A 16,636-nucleotide genomic window follows, 5' to 3' on the forward strand; every position below is an offset into this window, starting at 1 on the left:
ATTATTTGCCTTTGCTTTCTTTCAGCAGTTCGGTAATGCCGCCGATCGAGCCGAGCAGGCTGCTGGCGTCCAGCGGCATCATCACCACTTTGCTGTTGTTGGAGGAACCGATCTTCTGCAGCGCGTCGGTGTATTTCTGCGCCACGAAGTAGTTCACCGCCTGAATGTTGCCGCTGGCGATGGCGTCCGACACCAGCTGGGTGGCGCGCGCCTCGGCCTCGGCGGCGCGTTCACGCGCTTCCGCCTGCAGGAATGCCGACTGGCGTTCGCCCTCGGCCTTCAGGATCTGCGACTGTTTCTCCCCCTCGGCGCGCAGAATGGCTGCCTGACGCACCCCTTCCGCCTCCAGGATGTCGGCGCGCTTGGTCCGTTCGGCCTTCATCTGGGCGTTCATCGAGGCGATCAGTTCCGCCGGCGGCCGCACGTCGCGGATCTCGATACGGGTGATTTTCACCCCCCACGGATTGGTCGCTTCATCGACGATGTGCAGCAGGCGGCTGTTGATGCTGTCGCGCTGCGACAGCATTTCGTCCAGCTCCATTGAGCCGAGCACGGTGCGGAAGTTGGTCATGGTCAGGTTGACGATCGCCTGTTCGAGGTTGCTGACCTCGTAGGCGGCACGGGCCGGATCGACCACTTGGATAAAGCACACCGCGTCGATGGCGACGTTGGCGTTATCGCGGGAAATCACCTCCTGTGAGGGAATGTCCAGCACCTGTTCCATCATGTTGATTTTACGGCCGATGCGGTCCATGAACGGCACCACCAGGTTCAGGCCCGGCATCAGCGTTTTGGTGTAGCGGCCGAAGCGTTCTACCGTCCATTGGAACCCCTGCGGCACAATTTTGACGCCGGCGAACACCACAATCAGCGCGACGACGATCACGATGGGGATAAAAGTAAGCATGCAAACCTCCTGTCAGACATATGTAAACAGATATTACGTCAGCGCCGGAAAAATGCCTACCGATACCGAGACTTAATCCAGAGCGCCGATCAAACCCGCGATCAGCGGATCCCGCGTCTGGAACAGGTTGATAAGGGTGCGCACCGCTTCGCCGCCGCGAGCATCGGACCAGGCCAGCGACAGGGGAGAAGACTGGCGCGGGTATTTGAGCTGTTTGGCCACCAACTCGCCGCTCTCCAGATAAGTTTGGCACAGCCGGCGCGGAAGGAAACCGATCCCGAGACCGCGCAGATGGCACTCCAGCTTGGTGCGCAGATCCGGCACCTTGATTTCCTGCTGGCCCGACAGCAGCCAGGCGGTGCGCTTGGCCAAATGGCGTGCGGTATCTTCGACGTTGATCGCGGCGTAAGGGCGCAGCTGCGTTTCGTTCAGCGGATCGGCGGCGGCGGCCAGCGGGTGCGTCGGCGCGATGGCGAACACCCACTCTATTTTGCCCAGCGGCAGCACCTTGATGCTGTTTTCCAGCGATTCGTTGCCCGCCGCGCCGATCGCCAGATGGCAATCCTCATTCAGCAACGCGTCCCACACGCCCATGTACACCTGGCGGGAAATGTGGAATTGGGTGAACGGGTATTTGTCGTGCAGGTGAGTTAACAGCCCGGCTACGGCGGCGGCGTCGTACAGCAGGTTGTTGATCACGATATTCACCTGATGCTCTACGCCGTCGTTGATTTGCCGCAGCTCGCCCGGCATGGCGTCCAGCCAGGTGTGCCACTGGCGGCAGCGTTCCAGCAAATACTCTCCGGCCGGCGTCAGGTTGACGGTGCGGGTGGTGCGGATAAACAGCTGCGTGCCGATGCTCTCTTCCAGCGTTTTGATGCGGTAGCTGATGGTGGCGGTGGTTTTGTGCAGCAGCTCCGCCGCGCGGGAGAAACTTTGGCACTCGGCAACCTTGATAAACGAACGAATGGTTTCGTGATCCAGCATGAGGGGTCCTTGGCTGACACCGCCTTTTCGGTTATCGGTGAGAAGAATCTACTGATGTTGCGGCGCGATAGGCAGCGGCAAAGCGCAACCCCACGATCCCGGTCACAGAATCACCCGATAGCGATGAATATGCGCCGCCCCATTTTGCCCGATGATGAATCAGGCGGTTTTTTAATTCATTGATTTAAGGCAACTAATATTACTCTTCGATCATAAAGTGTGCTGGCGATCTTGTTGTGGAAAAATTTTCCAAAAAAATGCTGTCAAATTCACCACGCGCTGTCTAGAGTGAAGGCGTTGGGTGAAATATCGCCGTTCAATCGTCGTCTGGGTCATGCGCTTGGGAGAATCACATGGATTTAGTCATCGAAGAATTAACGCCGGCGGCCTTTGCGCCTTATGGCGATGTATTGCAGATAGAGGGCTCGCGTTTCTTTCATATCAATGACGGGAAAACTGAGCGTTATCACGATCTCGCCAGGATAGAGGTGTCCGACGGCAACCGGGTGCTGGCCAGCATCAACCGGGCGGAACCCTGCGATCTGCCGATGACCTTTTCCCTGTTGGAAAAGCATCCGCTCTCGTCGCAGGCCTTTGTGCCGATGAACGGCGAACGCTTCGTGGTGATCGTCGCCGAACCAGGCGAAACCATCCCCGTCGGCACCCTGCGCGCCTTTATCACCAACGGCAAACAGGGGATCAACTATCATCGCAATGTCTGGCACCACCCGCTGTTCGCCTATGCGAAGGTCACCGACTTTTTCACCATCGACCGCGCGGGCGCCGACAACTGCGTGGTCAGCCGCTTGCCGGAGCCGTATCGCATAGTTTTGGCATAGCGCTGGCCGCACGCCGCGCTGGGCGTTTATCATAGCGTCACCCATGCCGTCACTGACAAAGGAAGCTTGAATGACCGAATTACGCAGGAAAGGACGCCCCGCCACCGAAGCCGGCGCCACCAAAGGAGCGCAGGCGTTGGATCGCGGGCTGGAGATCCTCCAGTACCTGGCCAACGCCGGGGGGAGTTCGTCGGTTTCCGTGCTGTCCGAAAAGCTGGAGTTGCCGCTTTCCACCACCTTCAGGTTGTTGAAAGTGCTGGAGAAATCGGAATTCGTCTTTCAGGATCCACAGCTGGGCTGGTGGCATATCGGCATTCAGTCGTTCACCGTCGGTTCCGCTTACATGAACGATCGCGACGTGGTATCGGTGGCCGGACCGTTCATGCGCCGGCTGATGCTGCTGTCCGGCGAGACCGCCAACTTGGCGATCCGCAACAATTTCGACGCGGTGCTGATTCGCCAATGCGAGTGCCAGGCGATGGTGCGCATGTGCGCGCCGCTGGGCAGCCGCTTGCCGCTGCACGCTTCGGGCGCCGGCAAGGCGCTGCTGTACCCGCTGGCGGAAGAGGAGATGCTGGATCTGATCGTGCGTTCGGGGCTGCAATCCTATACGCCGAAGACGCTGACCAGCGTGAACCTGCTGCGCAAGGATCTGCATCAGTCGCTGGAACAGGGCTACACCATCGACGATGAAGAGCACGCGCTCGGCCTGAACTGCCTGGCTTCGGCGATTTTCGATCGCAACAACAACGTGATCGCCGCCATCTCCATCTCCGGGCCCAGTTCGCGGGTCGGCAAGGAGCGGTTCAAGGAGCTGGGCGAACTGGTGGGTGAAGTGGCCAGAGACATCAGCGCCGCGCTGGGCGAATCGCGCAGCAAGGCGTAAACGTCGCGCGCCGGGCTGAACCGGTGCGGAGCAAGACTCCCCGTTTGATGAGCAAACGGGTTTTTTTGAGCGTAATTTTAAGTTGGAAAAATTTTCCAATAAATTGAGGAGAGCATCACATGGCAATTATGCGAGCGGTAGACGCGGCAATGCACGTGCTGGAAAAAGAAGGGATCACCACCGCGTTCGGCGTGCCCGGCGCGGCGATCAACCCGTTCTACGATGCGATGCGGCGGCACGGCGGCATCAAACACTACCTGGCGCGGCACGTGGAAGGAGCCTCGCACATGGCGGAAGGCTACACCCGCGCCGCCGCCGGCAACATCGGCGTGTGCATCGGCACCTCCGGCCCGGCGGGCACCGACATGATCACCGGCCTTTACTCCGCCTCCGCCGACTCGATCCCGATCCTGTGCATCACCGGCCAGGCGCCGCGTGCGCGTTTGCACAAAGAAGATTTTCAGGCGGTAGACATCGAATCGATCGCCAAGCCGGTGACCAAGATGGCGGTCACCGTGCAGGAACCGGCGCTGGTACCGCGCGTGCTGCAGCAGGCGTTCCACCTGATGCGCTCCGGCCGGCCGGGCCCGGTGCTGATCGACCTGCCTTTCGACGTGCAGATGGCGGAGATCGAGTTCGATCCGGACACCTACTCTTCACTGCCCGCCTATAAGCCGGCGGCCACCCAGGCGCAGATCGACAAAGCGCTGGATCTGCTGTGCGCGGCGAAAAAACCGCTGATCATCGCCGGCGGCGGTATTCACAACGCCGACGCGGCGGATCTGCTGCAGCAGCTGGCGGAGATCTGCAACGTGCCGGTGATCCCGACGCTGATGGGCTGGGGCGCCATTCCGGACGATCACCCGCTGATGGCGGGCATGGCGGGCCTGCAAACCTCGCATCGCTACGGCAACGCCAACCTGCTGGATTCAGATCTGGTGTTCGGCATCGGCAACCGCTGGGCCAACCGCCACACCGGCTCGGTGGACAAGTACACCGCCGGGCGCAAGGTGGTGCACATCGATATCGAGCCGACGCAGATTGGCCGGGTGATCTGCCCGGATCTGGGCATCGTTTCCGACGCGCGCATCGCGCTGCAAATGCTGGTGGACACGGCAAAGCGCCGCTTCGAGCGCGGCGAGTTGCCGAATCGCGACGCCTGGTGCGCCGCCTGTCTGCAGCGCAAGCAAACGCTGCTGCGCAAGACCCACTTCGACAACGTGCCGGTCAAGCCGCAGCGGGTGTATGAAGAGATGAACCGTGCCTTCGGCCGCGACGCCTGCTACGTCACCACCATCGGGCTGTCGCAGATCGCCGCCGCGCAAATGCTGCACGTTTTCGAGCCGCGTCACTGGATCAACGCCGGCCAAGCCGGCCCGCTGGGCTGGACGTTGCCTGCGGCGCTGGGCGTGTGCGCCGCCGATCCGCAGCGCAAGGTGGTCGCGCTGTCGGGCGACTATGATTTCCAATTTATGATTGAAGAGCTGGCGGTCGGCGCACAGTTCAAACTGCCCTATATCCACGTGCTGGTGAACAACGCCTATCTGGGGCTGATCCGCCAGGCGCAGCGTGGGTTCGACATGGATTACTGCGTGCAGCTGTCGTTTGAAAACATTAACAATGCGGAGATTGGCGAGTACGGCGTCGATCACGTCAAGGTGGCGGAAGGGCTGGGCTGCAAGGCGCTGCGGGTGTTCAAACCGGAAGAGATTGCGCCGGCGTTTCGTCAGGCCCAGGAGCTGATGCAGCAGCACCGGGTGCCGGTGGTGGTGGAAATCATCCTGGAGCGCGTCACCAATATTTCCATGGGCACCGAGCTGGATAACGTCAACGAGTTCGAACCGGTGGCGGCAACGCCGGAAGACGCGCCGACCTCGGTCAACTTCTTTGATTACCGTTGAGGAACCTTACCATGCCGAAATTTTCAGCTAACCTGTCCATGCTGTTCACCGAAGTCGATTTCATGCAGCGCTTCCGCCGGGCGAAGGAGCAGGGCTTCAGCGCGGTGGAATACATGTTCCCCTATGACTACCCGATCGCCGCGCTGCGCAGCGAACTGGAGGCGCATCGCCTGAGCCAGGTGCTGTTCAACCTGCCGGCCGGCGACTGGGCGGCGGGCGAACGGGGCATCGCCTGCTTGCCGGGGCGCGAAGCGGAGTTCCGCGACGGCGTCGGGCGCGCGATCGAGTATGCGCAGGCGCTGGGCTGCGATCGCATCAACTGCCTGATCGGCAATCCGGATCCCGCCGTCGGCCGCCACGCCACCGACGAACGGGTGAAGGAGAACCTGAGCTACGCCGCCGACGCTCTGGCGCGGCAGAATATCCGTCTGCTGATCGAACCGATCAACCGTTACGACATGCCGCAGTTCTACCTGCAAACCTCCCGGCAGGCGATCGAACTGATCGAGGCGATCGGCAGCCCCAACCTGTATCTGCAGTACGACCTTTACCACATGCAGCGCATGGAGGGAGAGCTGACGCAGACCCTTGAGCGCCTGCTGGCGAAGATCGACCACATTCAGGTCGCCGACAATCCGGGGCGGCACGAGCCGGGCACCGGTGAAATCAACTGCGAGTTTATCTTCGCGCAGCTGGATCGCATGGGTTATCGCGGCTGGATCGGCTGTGAATACAAACCGCTCACCACCACGGAAAGCGGCCTGTCATGGATTAAAAAATACCTGTCTTGAGGAGATGAAAATGAAAGTGGGATTTATCGGTCTGGGCATCATGGGCGCGCCGATGGCGGAAAAACTGCTGGCGGGTGGGCACACGCTTTACGCCCACACCCGGCATGAGGTGCCAGCGGCACTGTTGCAGCAAGGGGCCATCGCCTGCCGCGATCCGCAGCAGGTGGCGGATGAGGCGGACGTGATCTTTATCATGGTGCCGGATACGCCGCAGGTGGAAGAGGTGCTGTTCGGTGAACGCGGCTGCGCCGCCGGCAAGCTGAACGGCAAAGTGGTGGTGGACATGAGCTCCATTTCACCGCTGGAGACCAAGCGATTCGCGCAGCGTATCAACCAGCTGGGCGCCCAGTATCTGGACGCGCCGGTTTCCGGCGGCGAAGTGGGTGCCAAACAGGGCACGCTGACCATCATGGTGGGCGGCGAGGAAGCGACCTTCGAACGGGTGCAGCCACTGCTGGCGCTGATGGGCAAGAACATCACGCTGATCGGCGGCAACGGCGACGGGCAAACCTGCAAGGTCGCCAACCAGATCATCGTGGCGTTGACCATCGAAGCGGTCTCCGAGGCGCTGGTCTTCGCCTCGCGCGCCGGCGCCGATCCGGCCCGGGTGCGCGAAGCCCTGATGGGCGGTTTCGCCTCGTCGCGCATTCTGGAGGTGCACGGTGAGCGGATGATCAAGCGGGCGTTCGCGCCGGGGTTCCGCATCTCGCTGCACCAGAAGGATCTCAACCTGGCGCTGCAGGGCGCGAAGGCGCTGGCGCTCAGCCTGCCGAATACCGCCACCTGCCAGGAGCTGTTCAACGTCTGCGCCGCCAATGGCGACGGCGAGCTGGATCACTCCGCGCTGGTGCGTGCGCTGGAAATCATGGGCAACCACCGGGTGGCCGGCTAAGAGCACCCCCGGCATTTGATTTGCCGGCTTATCGTTAGAATCAGAGATGTTCGACATTAATAACGCCCTCTTTATGATAAATAAAGAGGGTCCCCGCCAATCCAATAAAAAATGATTCAGCACAATAAAAAGTAAAAAGCAGGATGCCAACCGAGGAGACACTGAATATGGCAACCGATAATGCTGTTATTGATAAAGATATTCTTACCGCCCCTGACAAAAACCGTTTATATCGAAAAATCGCCTGGCGCATTATGCCCATTTTATTAGTGAGCTATATCGTCGGTTATCTCGATCGGGTTGGCATTTCGTTTTCGAAATTTCAAATGATGCCCGATATTCTGAACGGCAATGTCTCGATGGCCGAAGCCGTTTACGGGCTGGGCGCCGGGGTGTTTTTCATCGGCTATATCATCGCCGGGGTACCCAGTAATATTCTGCTGAGCCGCTACGGCGCCAGAAAGATCATCGCGCTGCTGATGGTGGTGTGGGGGGCGATTTCGATGCTGAGCATCTTTATCACCAACCCCTGGCAATTCTACCTGGCGCGTTTCCTGCTGGGGCTGGCGGAGGCCGGCTTCTACCCCGGCGTGATCCTCTATCTGACGCTGTGGTTCCCGTCCAGCCAGCGCGCCAAAATGACCGCGCTGTTCGTGTGCGGTATCCCGGTCAGCAACATCATCGGCGGCCCGCTGTGCGGGTGGATCATCGAGCACATGAACGGCCTGATGAATCTCTCCGGCTGGCAGTGGCTGTTTTTCATCAGCGGCCCGCGCGCGCTGCTGATCGCCATCGTCATCTTCTGTTTCCTGGATAACACCTATCAGAGCGCCAAGTGGCTAAGCCCGCAGGAGAAGGCGCTGATCAAAGAGGATATGGCGCAGAGCGCGCCGCGCCAGGGCGCCGCCGGCGGGCAGGAGTGGACGATGAAAAGCATGCTGAGATCGTCCGCGTTCACCAAAATGTGGCTGATTTGCTTCTGCACCGTGATGGGCCAGGGCGGGCTGGCGTTTTGGGTGCCGACCATCATTCGCGACACCGGTGTGACCTCGGTGATGGATATCGGCCTGCTGACCATGCTGCCGTACATGCTGGCGGTGGTGGCGATGCTGGTGGCCGCGCGCAGTTCGGACAAGCATCGCGAGCGGCGCTGGCACATCATCGTGCCGTTCTGCATCGCCGCGGTGTCGCTGATCTTCATCGGCCTGTTCCCGGACAACAAGCATGTGGTGATGGCGGCGCTGTGCGTGGCGGTGGCGTCGAGCCTGGTGCCGTCGCCGCTGTTCTGGAGCCTGCCGAACGCCATCTTTACCGGCACCTGCGCCGCGGCGGGCATTGCGCTCATCAATTCCATTGCCAACATCGGCGGTTTTATTTCGCCTTATATCATCGGCTATTTCAAACAGCTGACCCACAGCAATTTGGCGGCGATGTGCGTCTTGTCGACAATGATGATACTGGGGGCGATATTAACCTACAGCGTGCCGGCGAAATGGGTCAATAAATAACGCTTCCCTTCATCTTCATTAAATAGTCGGCAACAGTTTTATTTTATTTCGCCATGCATTTCTCATCTGATTATTTCAGCGGGGGAAGGCATGGCCATTTTTATTTCGTCTCGAATAAAGGAGGCAGCATGAAAATTGTTATTGCACCGGATTCATTTAAAGAAAGCGTCAGCGCAGAACGGGCGGCGTGGGCGATCGCGCGCGGTTTCCACGAGGTTTATCCCGATGCCGAGTGCGTCTGCCTGCCGATCGCCGACGGCGGCGAAGGCACGGTGGACGCGCTGGTGGCCGCCACCGGCGGGCGCAAGGTGACGGTATCGGCGACGGGGCCGCTGGGGGAACGGGTGGCGGCGTTTTACGGCATCAGCGGCGACGGCAAGACGGCGGTGATCGAAATGGCGGCGGCCAGCGGATTGATGCTGACGCCGGCGGCGCGCCGTAACCCGCTGCTGGCGACCAGCTACGGCACCGGTGAACTGATCCGGCATGCGTTGGATCAGGGCATTCGCCACCTGATCCTCGGCATCGGCGGCAGCGCCACGGTGGATGGCGGCGTCGGCATGGTGCAGGCGCTGGGCGGGCGCTTCTACCGCCCGGACGGCAAGGCGCTGCCGTGGGGCGGCGGCGACCTGGCGACGCTGAGCGGCATCGATCTCTCCGCGCTGGACGCACGCCTGCGGCAGTGCCGGATCGAGGTCGCCTGCGACGTAGACAATCCGCTGGTGGGGCCGCGCGGCGCGGCGGCGGTGTTCGGGCCGCAGAAGGGTGCGACGGCGGCGATGGTGGCGCAGTTGGAACAGGGCCTGACGCAGTATGCTGAGGTGATCCGCCAGAGCACCGGTCACGACGTGCGGCACGTCGCCGGCGGCGGGGCGGCGGGCGGCATGGGGATCGCCTGCCAGGTGTTTCTCGGCGCAACGCTGAAGCCGGGTATCGAGATCGTGATGGCGGCGCTGGGCCTGGAGCAGGCGCTGGCGGAGGCCGATCTGCTGATCACCGGCGAAGGGCGCATCGACAGCCAAACGCTGGGCGGCAAGGCGCTGTCCGGCGTCGCCCGTCTGGCGCGGGCGCGCGGTTTGCCGGTCATCGCGCTGGCCGGCGTGGTGGAGGAAGGGGCGGAGGCGCTGCACGCGCAGGGAATAGACGCGATGTTCAGCATTCTGCCGCGCCTGAGTGCGCTGGAGGCCGCGCTGTCGCAAGGGGAGCTCAACCTGCAGCGCAGCGCCGCCAACGTCGCCCGCGCGATGCGCATCGGCCGGCGATTGGGATAAAAAAGAAGGCCACGCTGCGCGAGCAGGTGGCCTTGGTTTTGGCGGCGAAGCGCTTACGGCTCGACGTCGCGGTTGCAGTCCTTGGAGTAGATGTAGCTGAAGGTTTCCTGGCCCACCGCATAGCCCGCCTGCTGCACATAGGCGCCCATGAAGATATAGTCGCCTTGCTTCACCGGCATCCATTCATTGTCCAGGTTGTACACACCGGCGCCGCTGAGAATGTAGGCGCCATGCTCCTGCACGTGGGTCTCGATGTAGCCGTGGCTGGCGCCGGGGGCGAAGGAGAGGATGTGCATATTCATGTCGAAGCCCAGATCTTTCGGCAGCAGATCCTGCAGGATCACCTCGCTCATGCCTTCGTAGTGGATCTTTTCCAGGTTGGCGACGTTGTTGCTGACCACGTGCGCCTCGTAACCCTTGATGCGCTGGTAGCGGCGCTTGTAGAGGAACAGGCGGCTGGATTGGCCGCCGTTGGCGTTTTCCAGCCGCAGGGTGACGCCCGCCGGGCAGTAAAGATAGCCGCCGGCGGTCAGCGGGTAGTCGGTGGCGTCGGCGGAAGCGGTGATGGCGCCGTCGATGACGTACACGAAGGTTTCGATCTCTTCGCCGCCAAAGCCTTTGGTGTTGCGGCCGCAGTCGTGCAGCGTTACCAGATAATCGACGAAGGTGGCGCCCAGTTTCGGCGTCGACAAGATGGTGACGTCGCAGTTTTCAAAACCGGGAATGACGTTGCGCACCAGGCCGTTCGGCGGGATCAGCGCATAGTTGCCGCGTTTGATGATGGCGCGCGTTGACAGAATGTCGGTTGGATATCCGGTTTGATTGTTGAAGTAACCCACGTTGATTCTCCTGATCGTTGAAAGGGCGCCGCGGCGGCGCCCGGTAAAAAAGCGCCGTCAGGCCTCGGTGGCCGTTCGGGTTGGCGTAGTGCGTTTCATCAAGACGTTGACGGTGAAGAAAATGGCGGTCCCCACCAGCAGGATGGCGGCGGAGATGTAAAAGCCCATCACCTTGGAGCCGGTGCTGTCGGAGATCACGCCGGTGAGGAAGGGGGCGATCACCGACGAGGACATGCCGAAGAAGTTGAACACGCCGAAGCTGGTGCCATAGCCTTTCTTCGGCGCGTTGTCGGCGACGAAGGAGATCATGATCGGATCGACCGCCAGCTTGCCCAGCAACCCGTACAGGATCAGGCTGATCAGCAGCATGGTGGAGTCCGGCGAAATGACGGTGCAAACCAGCATCACCGCCGCGCACAGCTCGAGGAAAATGATCAGCTGCACCTTCTTGTTGCGGAAACGGTCGGACATGCGGCTGAAGAACAGCGCGCCCGGCACCGAGGCGAACGCCACCAGGGCGGAGGAGAAGCCGATGGCCACCCCTTCAAAGCCGCGCTCTTGCTGCAGGAACGAGGGCAGCCAGGTGACTATCATGTAGTAGCCGTAGCAGGTGGCGAAGTACATCGCGTAGGCGGAGATCATGCGCAGGCTGAACAGGCCGCTGGGCTGGCCGTCCTCTTCGGGCTCGGCAGCCGTCGGCGCAACGGTCTGGCTGACGGCCGCCGGGGCGTGAGGCTGCGAGCCTTTGATGACCACGGCGAACACCAGCGTCATCACCACCAGCAGGCCGGTGATGATGAACAGCATGATCTGCCAGTTCATGTTGAAGCTTTTCACCAGCAGGCTGGAGGCGATCAGGCCGATGGCCATGCCGAGCGCCGAGCCGCTGTTGATCACCGCGGTCGCCAGGCCACGGCGTTCCAGCGGGATATTCTCCGACGACAGGGAGTAGGCCGAGCCGTAGTAAGAGCCGCAGCCCATGCCCGCCAGCAGGCTGCCGGCATAGACCATGGTCAGGCTGGTGGCGTTGCCGATCAGCAGCGTGGCGATGATGAACAGGCAGAAGCCCGGGATCAGCACCACCTTCTTGCCGAATTTGTCCACCAGGATGCCCGCCGGGATCTGCATCCCGGTGTAGGCGAAGAAGTAGAAGCTGGCGATCAGCCCCATTTCCGCATTGGAGTGCGCGCCGATGGTTTGTTGGATCTCGGGGAAGATCGGCGTCAGGACGGTGCGATAGATCCAGATCACCGCCCAGCCCAGACAGAGCACGACGACGATCTTTTTCCAGTAGCGCGGGTCGATGTCGTTACTCATGCCTCGGCCCCCTGTTCGGTGTAGGCCAGCTGATACAGCGTCTGCGCCAGGATTTTCACCCCTTCGTTCAAATCGGCGACGGCGGTTTTTTCCGCCGGGTTATGGCTGATGCCGGCGATGCTCGGCACGAACATCATCACCGTCGGCACGCGCGGGGCGAAGATTTGCGAGTCGTGTCCGGCGCCGCTGTGCATCATGCGGTAATTCAGCCGCTGCGTTTCGCACAGGCGGCTGACGCAGGCCACCAGCTGTTCGTTCATCGGGATCGGCGCTTCGTCCATCCACAGATCGATCTCGGCCTCGATGCCCATCTCGGCGCAGATGCGCAGGATATCCTGCTCGATCTCCTGCGTGAAGCGCAGCAGCGCGGCCTGATCGGTGTGGCGGCAGTCGAGGGTGAAGTGGGTGAAGCCCGGCACCACGTTGACGGTGTTCGGCTTCGGCTCCACCTTGCCGAAGGTCAGCACCAGCGGATCGCCCTCGGCGCGCGCCTTGGCGATCGATTCGCAGCAGATGCGGCTGAAGGCGTGCACGGTATCCCGGCGGTAGCTCATCGGGGTGGTGCCGGCGTGGTTGGCTTCGCCCTGCAGCCGCACGTCATAACGCCGTTGGCCAACGATGCTGGTCACCACGCCGATGGTTTTGCCTTCGGTTTCCAGCACCTTGCCCTGTTCGATATGGATCTCGACGAAGGCCGCGATGTCGCTGCGCAGCGGCTGATGCGGCGGGGGGAAATCGAAACCGGCGTCGCGCATGGCATTGACGAAGCCGACCCCCTTGGCGTCCGTAATGTGCTGCACGTCTTCCCGCCGGGCCAGGCCGACGATGTTCTTGCTGCCCCAGAACACATAAGGGAAGCGGCTGCCTTCTTCTTCCGCCAGCGCGATGACTTCCAGGCTGCGCAGCGGCGGGCCGTAGGTGTCCTTGAGGTGTTTGATCGCCATGAAGGCGGCTTCGATACCGAACTGGCCGTCGAGGTTGCCGCCGTTGACCACCGTGTCGATGTGCGAACCGGAGAGAATCACCTGGTCGGGGTATTTGCTGCCCTCCAGTCGGCCGAACAGGTTGCCGACCGCATCAAAATGGGTGCTCAGCCCGGCGGCCTCGAAGGTGGTTTTCAGCGCGTGCTGCGCTTCGATCCATTCCGGGGTATAAAGCAGACGCGTCATGCCGCCGCTGGGGTCGGCGCCGATTTTCGATAACCAGCCGGAAATATCACGGATTTCTTGTTGGAAGTCTTTCATGTTTACCTGCCCGCATGTTGTGTCTCAGCGGCGATGCGGCCAGGGCGGAGGCTATTCGCCGCCGGCCGACCTATTGCGCTGAGCGCGCTGATGAAGGTTTTCTTTTTTCTCCCCGGCTCTGAAATATCAACCGCGAGCCGCGGCGTAAAAAGCCCACGATAATAAGAGAGCGTTAACTGGCGAAGGGATCTTTATGGTCGTAAGAACGCTGGTAAATAGCATTTGAAATTAAGTATTGATAAATATCATCGACGATTTCGATGCCGTTTTTCTCGCTTTCCATTTCACGCGCATGGCTGTTCTGCCCTGGATAAAGCACTTTGCTGACGCCCGGCGCCGGCTTAACGGCATTCAACTCTTTCATGACCTGGCTGATATTTTTACGGAACGCCGATTCGTTGGTGAAATAACCCGGATTCAGGACGATATGCAATTGCCCCAATTCCCGGCCGGCGCTGAGATCGTGATACATCGAGCTGACGTGTTTGCCGAACGGCAGGCCGAGCAAAATGCCCGACAGCACGTCGACCATCATCATCAGGCCGTAGCCTTTCGGCCCGGCGATCGGCAGCAGCCCGCTGACGGCGAACGGATCGGTGGTGTGCTTGCCCTCGGCGTCCACCGCCCAGGTGTCGGGGATGGCGGCGTTGCGCGAGCGGGCGTCCAGCACTTTGCCCCAGGCCTGCACGGTGGTGGCCATATCGAAGGTGATCAGCTCGTCGCCTTCGCCCGGCGCGGAGAAGGCGATGGGGTTGGTGCCGTAGTAGACCTCGGCGCCGCCGTACGGCACCACCATCGGATCGGACTGGCACAGCGAAATGCCGACCATGCCGGCGCGCGCCGCCTGCTGCACGAAGTAGGACAGCGCTCCACTGTGGCCGATGCGGCGCACGCCCACTACCGCCACGCCGTTCTCTTTCGCCATTTCAATGGCGCGATCCATGCTCAGCTTGGCCGCCACGTGCCCGGCGCCGTTGTCGCCGTCGAAAATGGCGCTGCAGGGGCCGGTTTTCTCAAAGGTGAAATGCGGGTGATTATTGGTGCCGCCTTTGCTGATGCGTTCGGAATAGTATTCGACCCTGACCGCACCGTGAGAATGAATGCCGCGCGCATCGGCATGAACCAGCACGTCGGCGACGATGCCGGCGTGTTCCTGGCTCAGGCCGGCGGCGTGAATTTTTTGCTGGATAAGCTGATGTAATTGTTGTTTAGAGACCTTCATATACAGTCCTTTTATCACTACGGTTTATTTAATTCGCCTCTGCGTTGTAATGTATAAATACCGGGGGGGAATAATGTGATCCAGATGCGTTTTATCCGATTGGATTAAAAATTCGTTGAATTAAATCGCCATTGTTAGAAGTTTTTTTATAAATGTTTTTTCCCTTCTGGATTAACTAATATTCAGGCGATTAAGTTATTTTTTCTAACAATGGATAAAGTGTGACCGTACTCACCTCGGGGCGCGGTTTTAATTTGTAGCTTGATAATTAACCTTTTCGCTGAATTCAATGCGTCGCCGTACCGCCGGTGCGGGAAATATTGCCGATATTATTAAATGCTGTCTTAAGGATATCACCATGATCCATGCTTTTATTAAAAAGGGGAGCTTTCAGGATTCCGTCAGCCTGATGTTGATCTCCCGCAAACTCAGTGAATCTCCCAAGGTCGAGGAAATATCCGTCATGATGGGGACACCGGCCAATAAATCCTTATTGGAGGTGACTGGTTTCTGGCACCCGCAGTTTAGCGAAGCGACGCCGAACGATATTTGCGTGGCGATCAAGGCGGAGTCCGCCGACGAGACGATCGCCGAGGAGATCGGCGCGGCGCTGGAGACGACGCTCAAGGCGATTGCGCAGGGCAGCCAGGGCGGCAAAAAACTGCTGCGGGCGCGCAGCTGGCGCACCGCCAGGCAGAAGCTGCCCGCCGCCAATCTGGCGCTGATCTCGATCGCCGGCGAATATGCGGCGGAGCTGGCGGATAGCGCGCTGGAAGACGGCTGCAACGTGATGATGTTCTCCGACAACGTCAGCCCGGCGCAGGAAGTGGCGCTGAAAACCAAGGCGCGCGAACGCGGGCTGATCGTGATGGGGCCGGACTGCGGCACCGCCTGCATCGCCGGCGCGCCGCTGGCGTTCGCCAACGTGGCGCCCGCCGGATCTATCGGCGTAGTGGGCGCCTCCGGCACCGGCATTCAGGAGCTTATTTCGCAAATTATCCTGGCAGGCCAGGGCATCTCGCACGCCATTGGCCTCGGCGGGCGGGATTTGACGGCGGAGATCGGCGGCATCAGCGCCATCAGCGCGCTGCGCATGCTGGCGGCGGATCCGCAGAGTCTGGTGCTGGCGTTCGTGTCCAAACCGCCGGCGCCCGAGGTGCGCCAGCGGGTGATCGACGAGATGAAAGCGCTCGGTAAGCCGGTAGTGGCGCTGTTCCTCGGCGCGCAGTCCGCCGTGCGTCAGGAGGGCAACATCACGTTCGCCGCCACGCTGGATGAAGCGGCGCGGCTGGCGGCGATGCTGGGCTACGTGCAGCAACAGGCGGCGCAACAGCCCGCGGTGCCCGGCGGCAAAATCGCCGGGCTGTATGCCGGCGGCACGCTGGCGGCCGAATGCGCGATGTTGCTGGCGGAAAAACTGTCCCTGCCGGTGGATAGCGAGCACCCGCGCGGCGCCATGCTGGTGGCCGACGGCCATCGCATTATCGACATGGGCGATGACTTTTATACCCAGGGGCGACCGCACCCGATGATTGACCCGACCGCCCGCAATCAAGAAATCGCCCGCCTGGCGCAGCAGCCGCAGACCGGCGTGTTGCTGCTGGATGTGGTGATCGGCTTCGGCGCTCAGGACGATCCGGCGGCGTCGCTGGCGGCCGAGGTGGCCAACGTGCGTGCGGTGCGCGGCGCGGCCCACCCGCTGGCGGCGATCGCCACCGTCACCGGCACCGAACAGGATCCACAGCAGCGCTCGCGGCAAATCGCCACTCTGCAGGAAGCCGGCATCGCGGTGATGCCGTCGCTGCCGGCGGCGGTCGCGCTGGCGCACCAGCTGATTACCCCCGTCTTACCCGCACCTGAACGCGAACGGCCGGCCTTGCTGGACGGCGTCGCGGTGATCAACGCCGGGCTGCGCAGCTTCGCCGATGACCTGCAAACCAGCGACATTCCGGTGGTGCATTACCAGTGGGCGCCGGTGGCCGGTGGCGATCAACGATTAGCCAACATCTTGAAAAAATTAAAGTAAGGAACC

14 protein-coding genes are annotated in these 16,636 nt (G+C 61.2%); 8 read left to right on the forward strand and 6 right to left on the reverse strand.

Going from position 1 to position 16,636, the window contains the following annotated elements:
• Position 1: 1 nt before the first annotated feature.
• Both ACJ8PI_RS01210 and allS read right to left on the reverse strand, forming a co-directional pair.
• A complete protein-coding gene (locus ACJ8PI_RS01210) occupies positions 2-907 on the reverse strand; it encodes an SPFH domain-containing protein (RefSeq protein WP_004940203.1) in 906 nt (301 codons plus the stop codon).
• Between the two features lie 72 nt (positions 908-979).
• On the reverse strand, positions 980-1,894 hold the full coding sequence (allS, locus tag ACJ8PI_RS01215; RefSeq protein ID WP_033653232.1) for an HTH-type transcriptional activator AllS: 915 nt from the start codon (positions 1,892-1,894) through the stop codon (positions 980-982).
• Positions 1,895-2,247: 353 nt separating this feature from the next.
• On the opposite strand from allS, the gene ACJ8PI_RS01220 reads away from it, so the two are divergent.
• The 7 genes from ACJ8PI_RS01220 (at position 2,248) to ACJ8PI_RS01250 (ending at position 9,982) form a co-directional block, all read left to right on the forward strand.
• On the forward strand, positions 2,248-2,733 hold the full coding sequence (locus tag ACJ8PI_RS01220) for an ureidoglycolate lyase (protein ID WP_033653231.1): 486 nt from the start codon (positions 2,248-2,250) through the stop codon (positions 2,731-2,733).
• A 70-nt stretch (positions 2,734-2,803) separates the two neighbouring features.
• Positions 2,804-3,619: an HTH-type transcriptional repressor AllR gene (gene allR / locus ACJ8PI_RS01225; RefSeq protein WP_015376892.1), complete on the forward strand. Its 816-nt coding sequence runs from the start codon at positions 2,804-2,806 to the stop codon at positions 3,617-3,619.
• Between the two features lie 119 nt (positions 3,620-3,738).
• On the forward strand, positions 3,739-5,520 hold the full coding sequence (gene gcl, locus ACJ8PI_RS01230; protein WP_033637372.1) for a glyoxylate carboligase: 1,782 nt from the start codon (positions 3,739-3,741) through the stop codon (positions 5,518-5,520).
• Positions 5,521-5,531: 11 nt separating this feature from the next.
• Positions 5,532-6,311, forward strand: coding sequence for a hydroxypyruvate isomerase (hyi, locus tag ACJ8PI_RS01235; RefSeq protein WP_033647243.1), 780 nt, complete (start codon positions 5,532-5,534; stop codon positions 6,309-6,311).
• A gap of 10 nt (positions 6,312-6,321) precedes the next feature.
• Entirely contained in the window at positions 6,322-7,203 is an 882-nt protein-coding gene (gene glxR, locus ACJ8PI_RS01240; RefSeq protein ID WP_033647242.1) for a 2-hydroxy-3-oxopropionate reductase, read from the forward strand.
• 254 nt (positions 7,204-7,457) lie between these two features.
• A complete protein-coding gene (locus tag ACJ8PI_RS01245) occupies positions 7,458-8,711 on the forward strand; it encodes an MFS transporter (protein ID WP_223307168.1) in 1,254 nt (417 codons plus the stop codon).
• Between the two features lie 128 nt (positions 8,712-8,839).
• Complete coding sequence (locus ACJ8PI_RS01250; RefSeq protein ID WP_164134434.1) at positions 8,840-9,982, forward strand: glycerate kinase; 1,143 nt, start codon at positions 8,840-8,842, stop codon at positions 9,980-9,982.
• Between the two features lie 53 nt (positions 9,983-10,035).
• Here the strand turns inward: ACJ8PI_RS01250 and allE are convergent, their stop codons facing one another.
• From allE to allD, 4 genes are all read right to left on the reverse strand, one after another.
• Positions 10,036-10,821: a (S)-ureidoglycine aminohydrolase gene (gene allE, locus ACJ8PI_RS01255; protein WP_033637377.1), complete on the reverse strand. Its 786-nt coding sequence runs from the start codon at positions 10,819-10,821 to the stop codon at positions 10,036-10,038.
• 57 nt (positions 10,822-10,878) lie between these two features.
• On the reverse strand, positions 10,879-12,138 hold the full coding sequence (locus ACJ8PI_RS01260) for an MFS transporter (protein ID WP_033647239.1): 1,260 nt from the start codon (positions 12,136-12,138) through the stop codon (positions 10,879-10,881).
• Entirely contained in the window at positions 12,135-13,382 is a 1,248-nt protein-coding gene (allC, locus tag ACJ8PI_RS01265) for an allantoate deiminase (RefSeq protein WP_161725977.1), read from the reverse strand. Before allC ends, ACJ8PI_RS01260 begins: the two co-directional genes overlap by 4 nt.
• A gap of 172 nt (positions 13,383-13,554) precedes the next feature.
• Positions 13,555-14,604 (reverse strand): ureidoglycolate dehydrogenase, encoded by a 1,050-nt coding sequence (gene allD / locus ACJ8PI_RS01270; RefSeq protein WP_015376901.1) that lies wholly within the window; start codon positions 14,602-14,604, stop codon positions 13,555-13,557.
• A 358-nt stretch (positions 14,605-14,962) separates the two neighbouring features.
• On the opposite strand from allD, the gene ACJ8PI_RS01275 reads away from it, so the two are divergent.
• Positions 14,963-16,630 (forward strand): acyl-CoA synthetase FdrA, encoded by a 1,668-nt coding sequence (locus ACJ8PI_RS01275; RefSeq protein ID WP_164134433.1) that lies wholly within the window; start codon positions 14,963-14,965, stop codon positions 16,628-16,630.
• Positions 16,631-16,636 lie beyond the last annotated feature (6 nt).

Origin of the sequence: Serratia sp. CY82433 (assembly GCF_052166535.1) — a bacterium.
GTDB lineage: Bacteria > Pseudomonadota > Gammaproteobacteria > Enterobacterales > Enterobacteriaceae > Serratia > Serratia sarumanii.

Excerpts from the sequence above, each read along its gene's own strand:
- glxR (WP_033647242.1), top strand. The coding sequence starts at position 6,322 with ATGAAAGTGGGATTTATCGGTCTGGGCATCATGGGCGCGCCGATGGCG.
- ACJ8PI_RS01245 (WP_223307168.1), top strand. The coding sequence starts at position 7,458 with ATGCCCATTTTATTAGTGAGCTATATCGTCGGTTATCTCGATCGGGTT.
- allC (WP_161725977.1), bottom strand. The coding sequence starts at position 13,382 with ATGAAAGACTTCCAACAAGAAATCCGTGATATTTCCGGCTGGTTATCG.
- ACJ8PI_RS01250 (WP_164134434.1), top strand. The coding sequence starts at position 8,840 with ATGAAAATTGTTATTGCACCGGATTCATTTAAAGAAAGCGTCAGCGCA.
- allR (WP_015376892.1), top strand. The coding sequence starts at position 2,804 with ATGACCGAATTACGCAGGAAAGGACGCCCCGCCACCGAAGCCGGCGCC.
- ACJ8PI_RS01260 (WP_033647239.1), bottom strand. The coding sequence starts at position 12,138 with ATGAGTAACGACATCGACCCGCGCTACTGGAAAAAGATCGTCGTCGTG.
- allS (WP_033653232.1), bottom strand. The coding sequence starts at position 1,894 with ATGCTGGATCACGAAACCATTCGTTCGTTTATCAAGGTTGCCGAGTGC.
- ACJ8PI_RS01275 (WP_164134433.1), top strand. The coding sequence starts at position 14,963 with ATGATCCATGCTTTTATTAAAAAGGGGAGCTTTCAGGATTCCGTCAGC.
- ACJ8PI_RS01210 (WP_004940203.1), bottom strand. The coding sequence starts at position 907 with ATGCTTACTTTTATCCCCATCGTGATCGTCGTCGCGCTGATTGTGGTG.
- allD (WP_015376901.1), bottom strand. The coding sequence starts at position 14,604 with ATGAAGGTCTCTAAACAACAATTACATCAGCTTATCCAGCAAAAAATT.
- hyi (WP_033647243.1), top strand. The coding sequence starts at position 5,532 with ATGCCGAAATTTTCAGCTAACCTGTCCATGCTGTTCACCGAAGTCGAT.
- gcl (WP_033637372.1), top strand. The coding sequence starts at position 3,739 with ATGGCAATTATGCGAGCGGTAGACGCGGCAATGCACGTGCTGGAAAAA.
- ACJ8PI_RS01220 (WP_033653231.1), top strand. The coding sequence starts at position 2,248 with ATGGATTTAGTCATCGAAGAATTAACGCCGGCGGCCTTTGCGCCTTAT.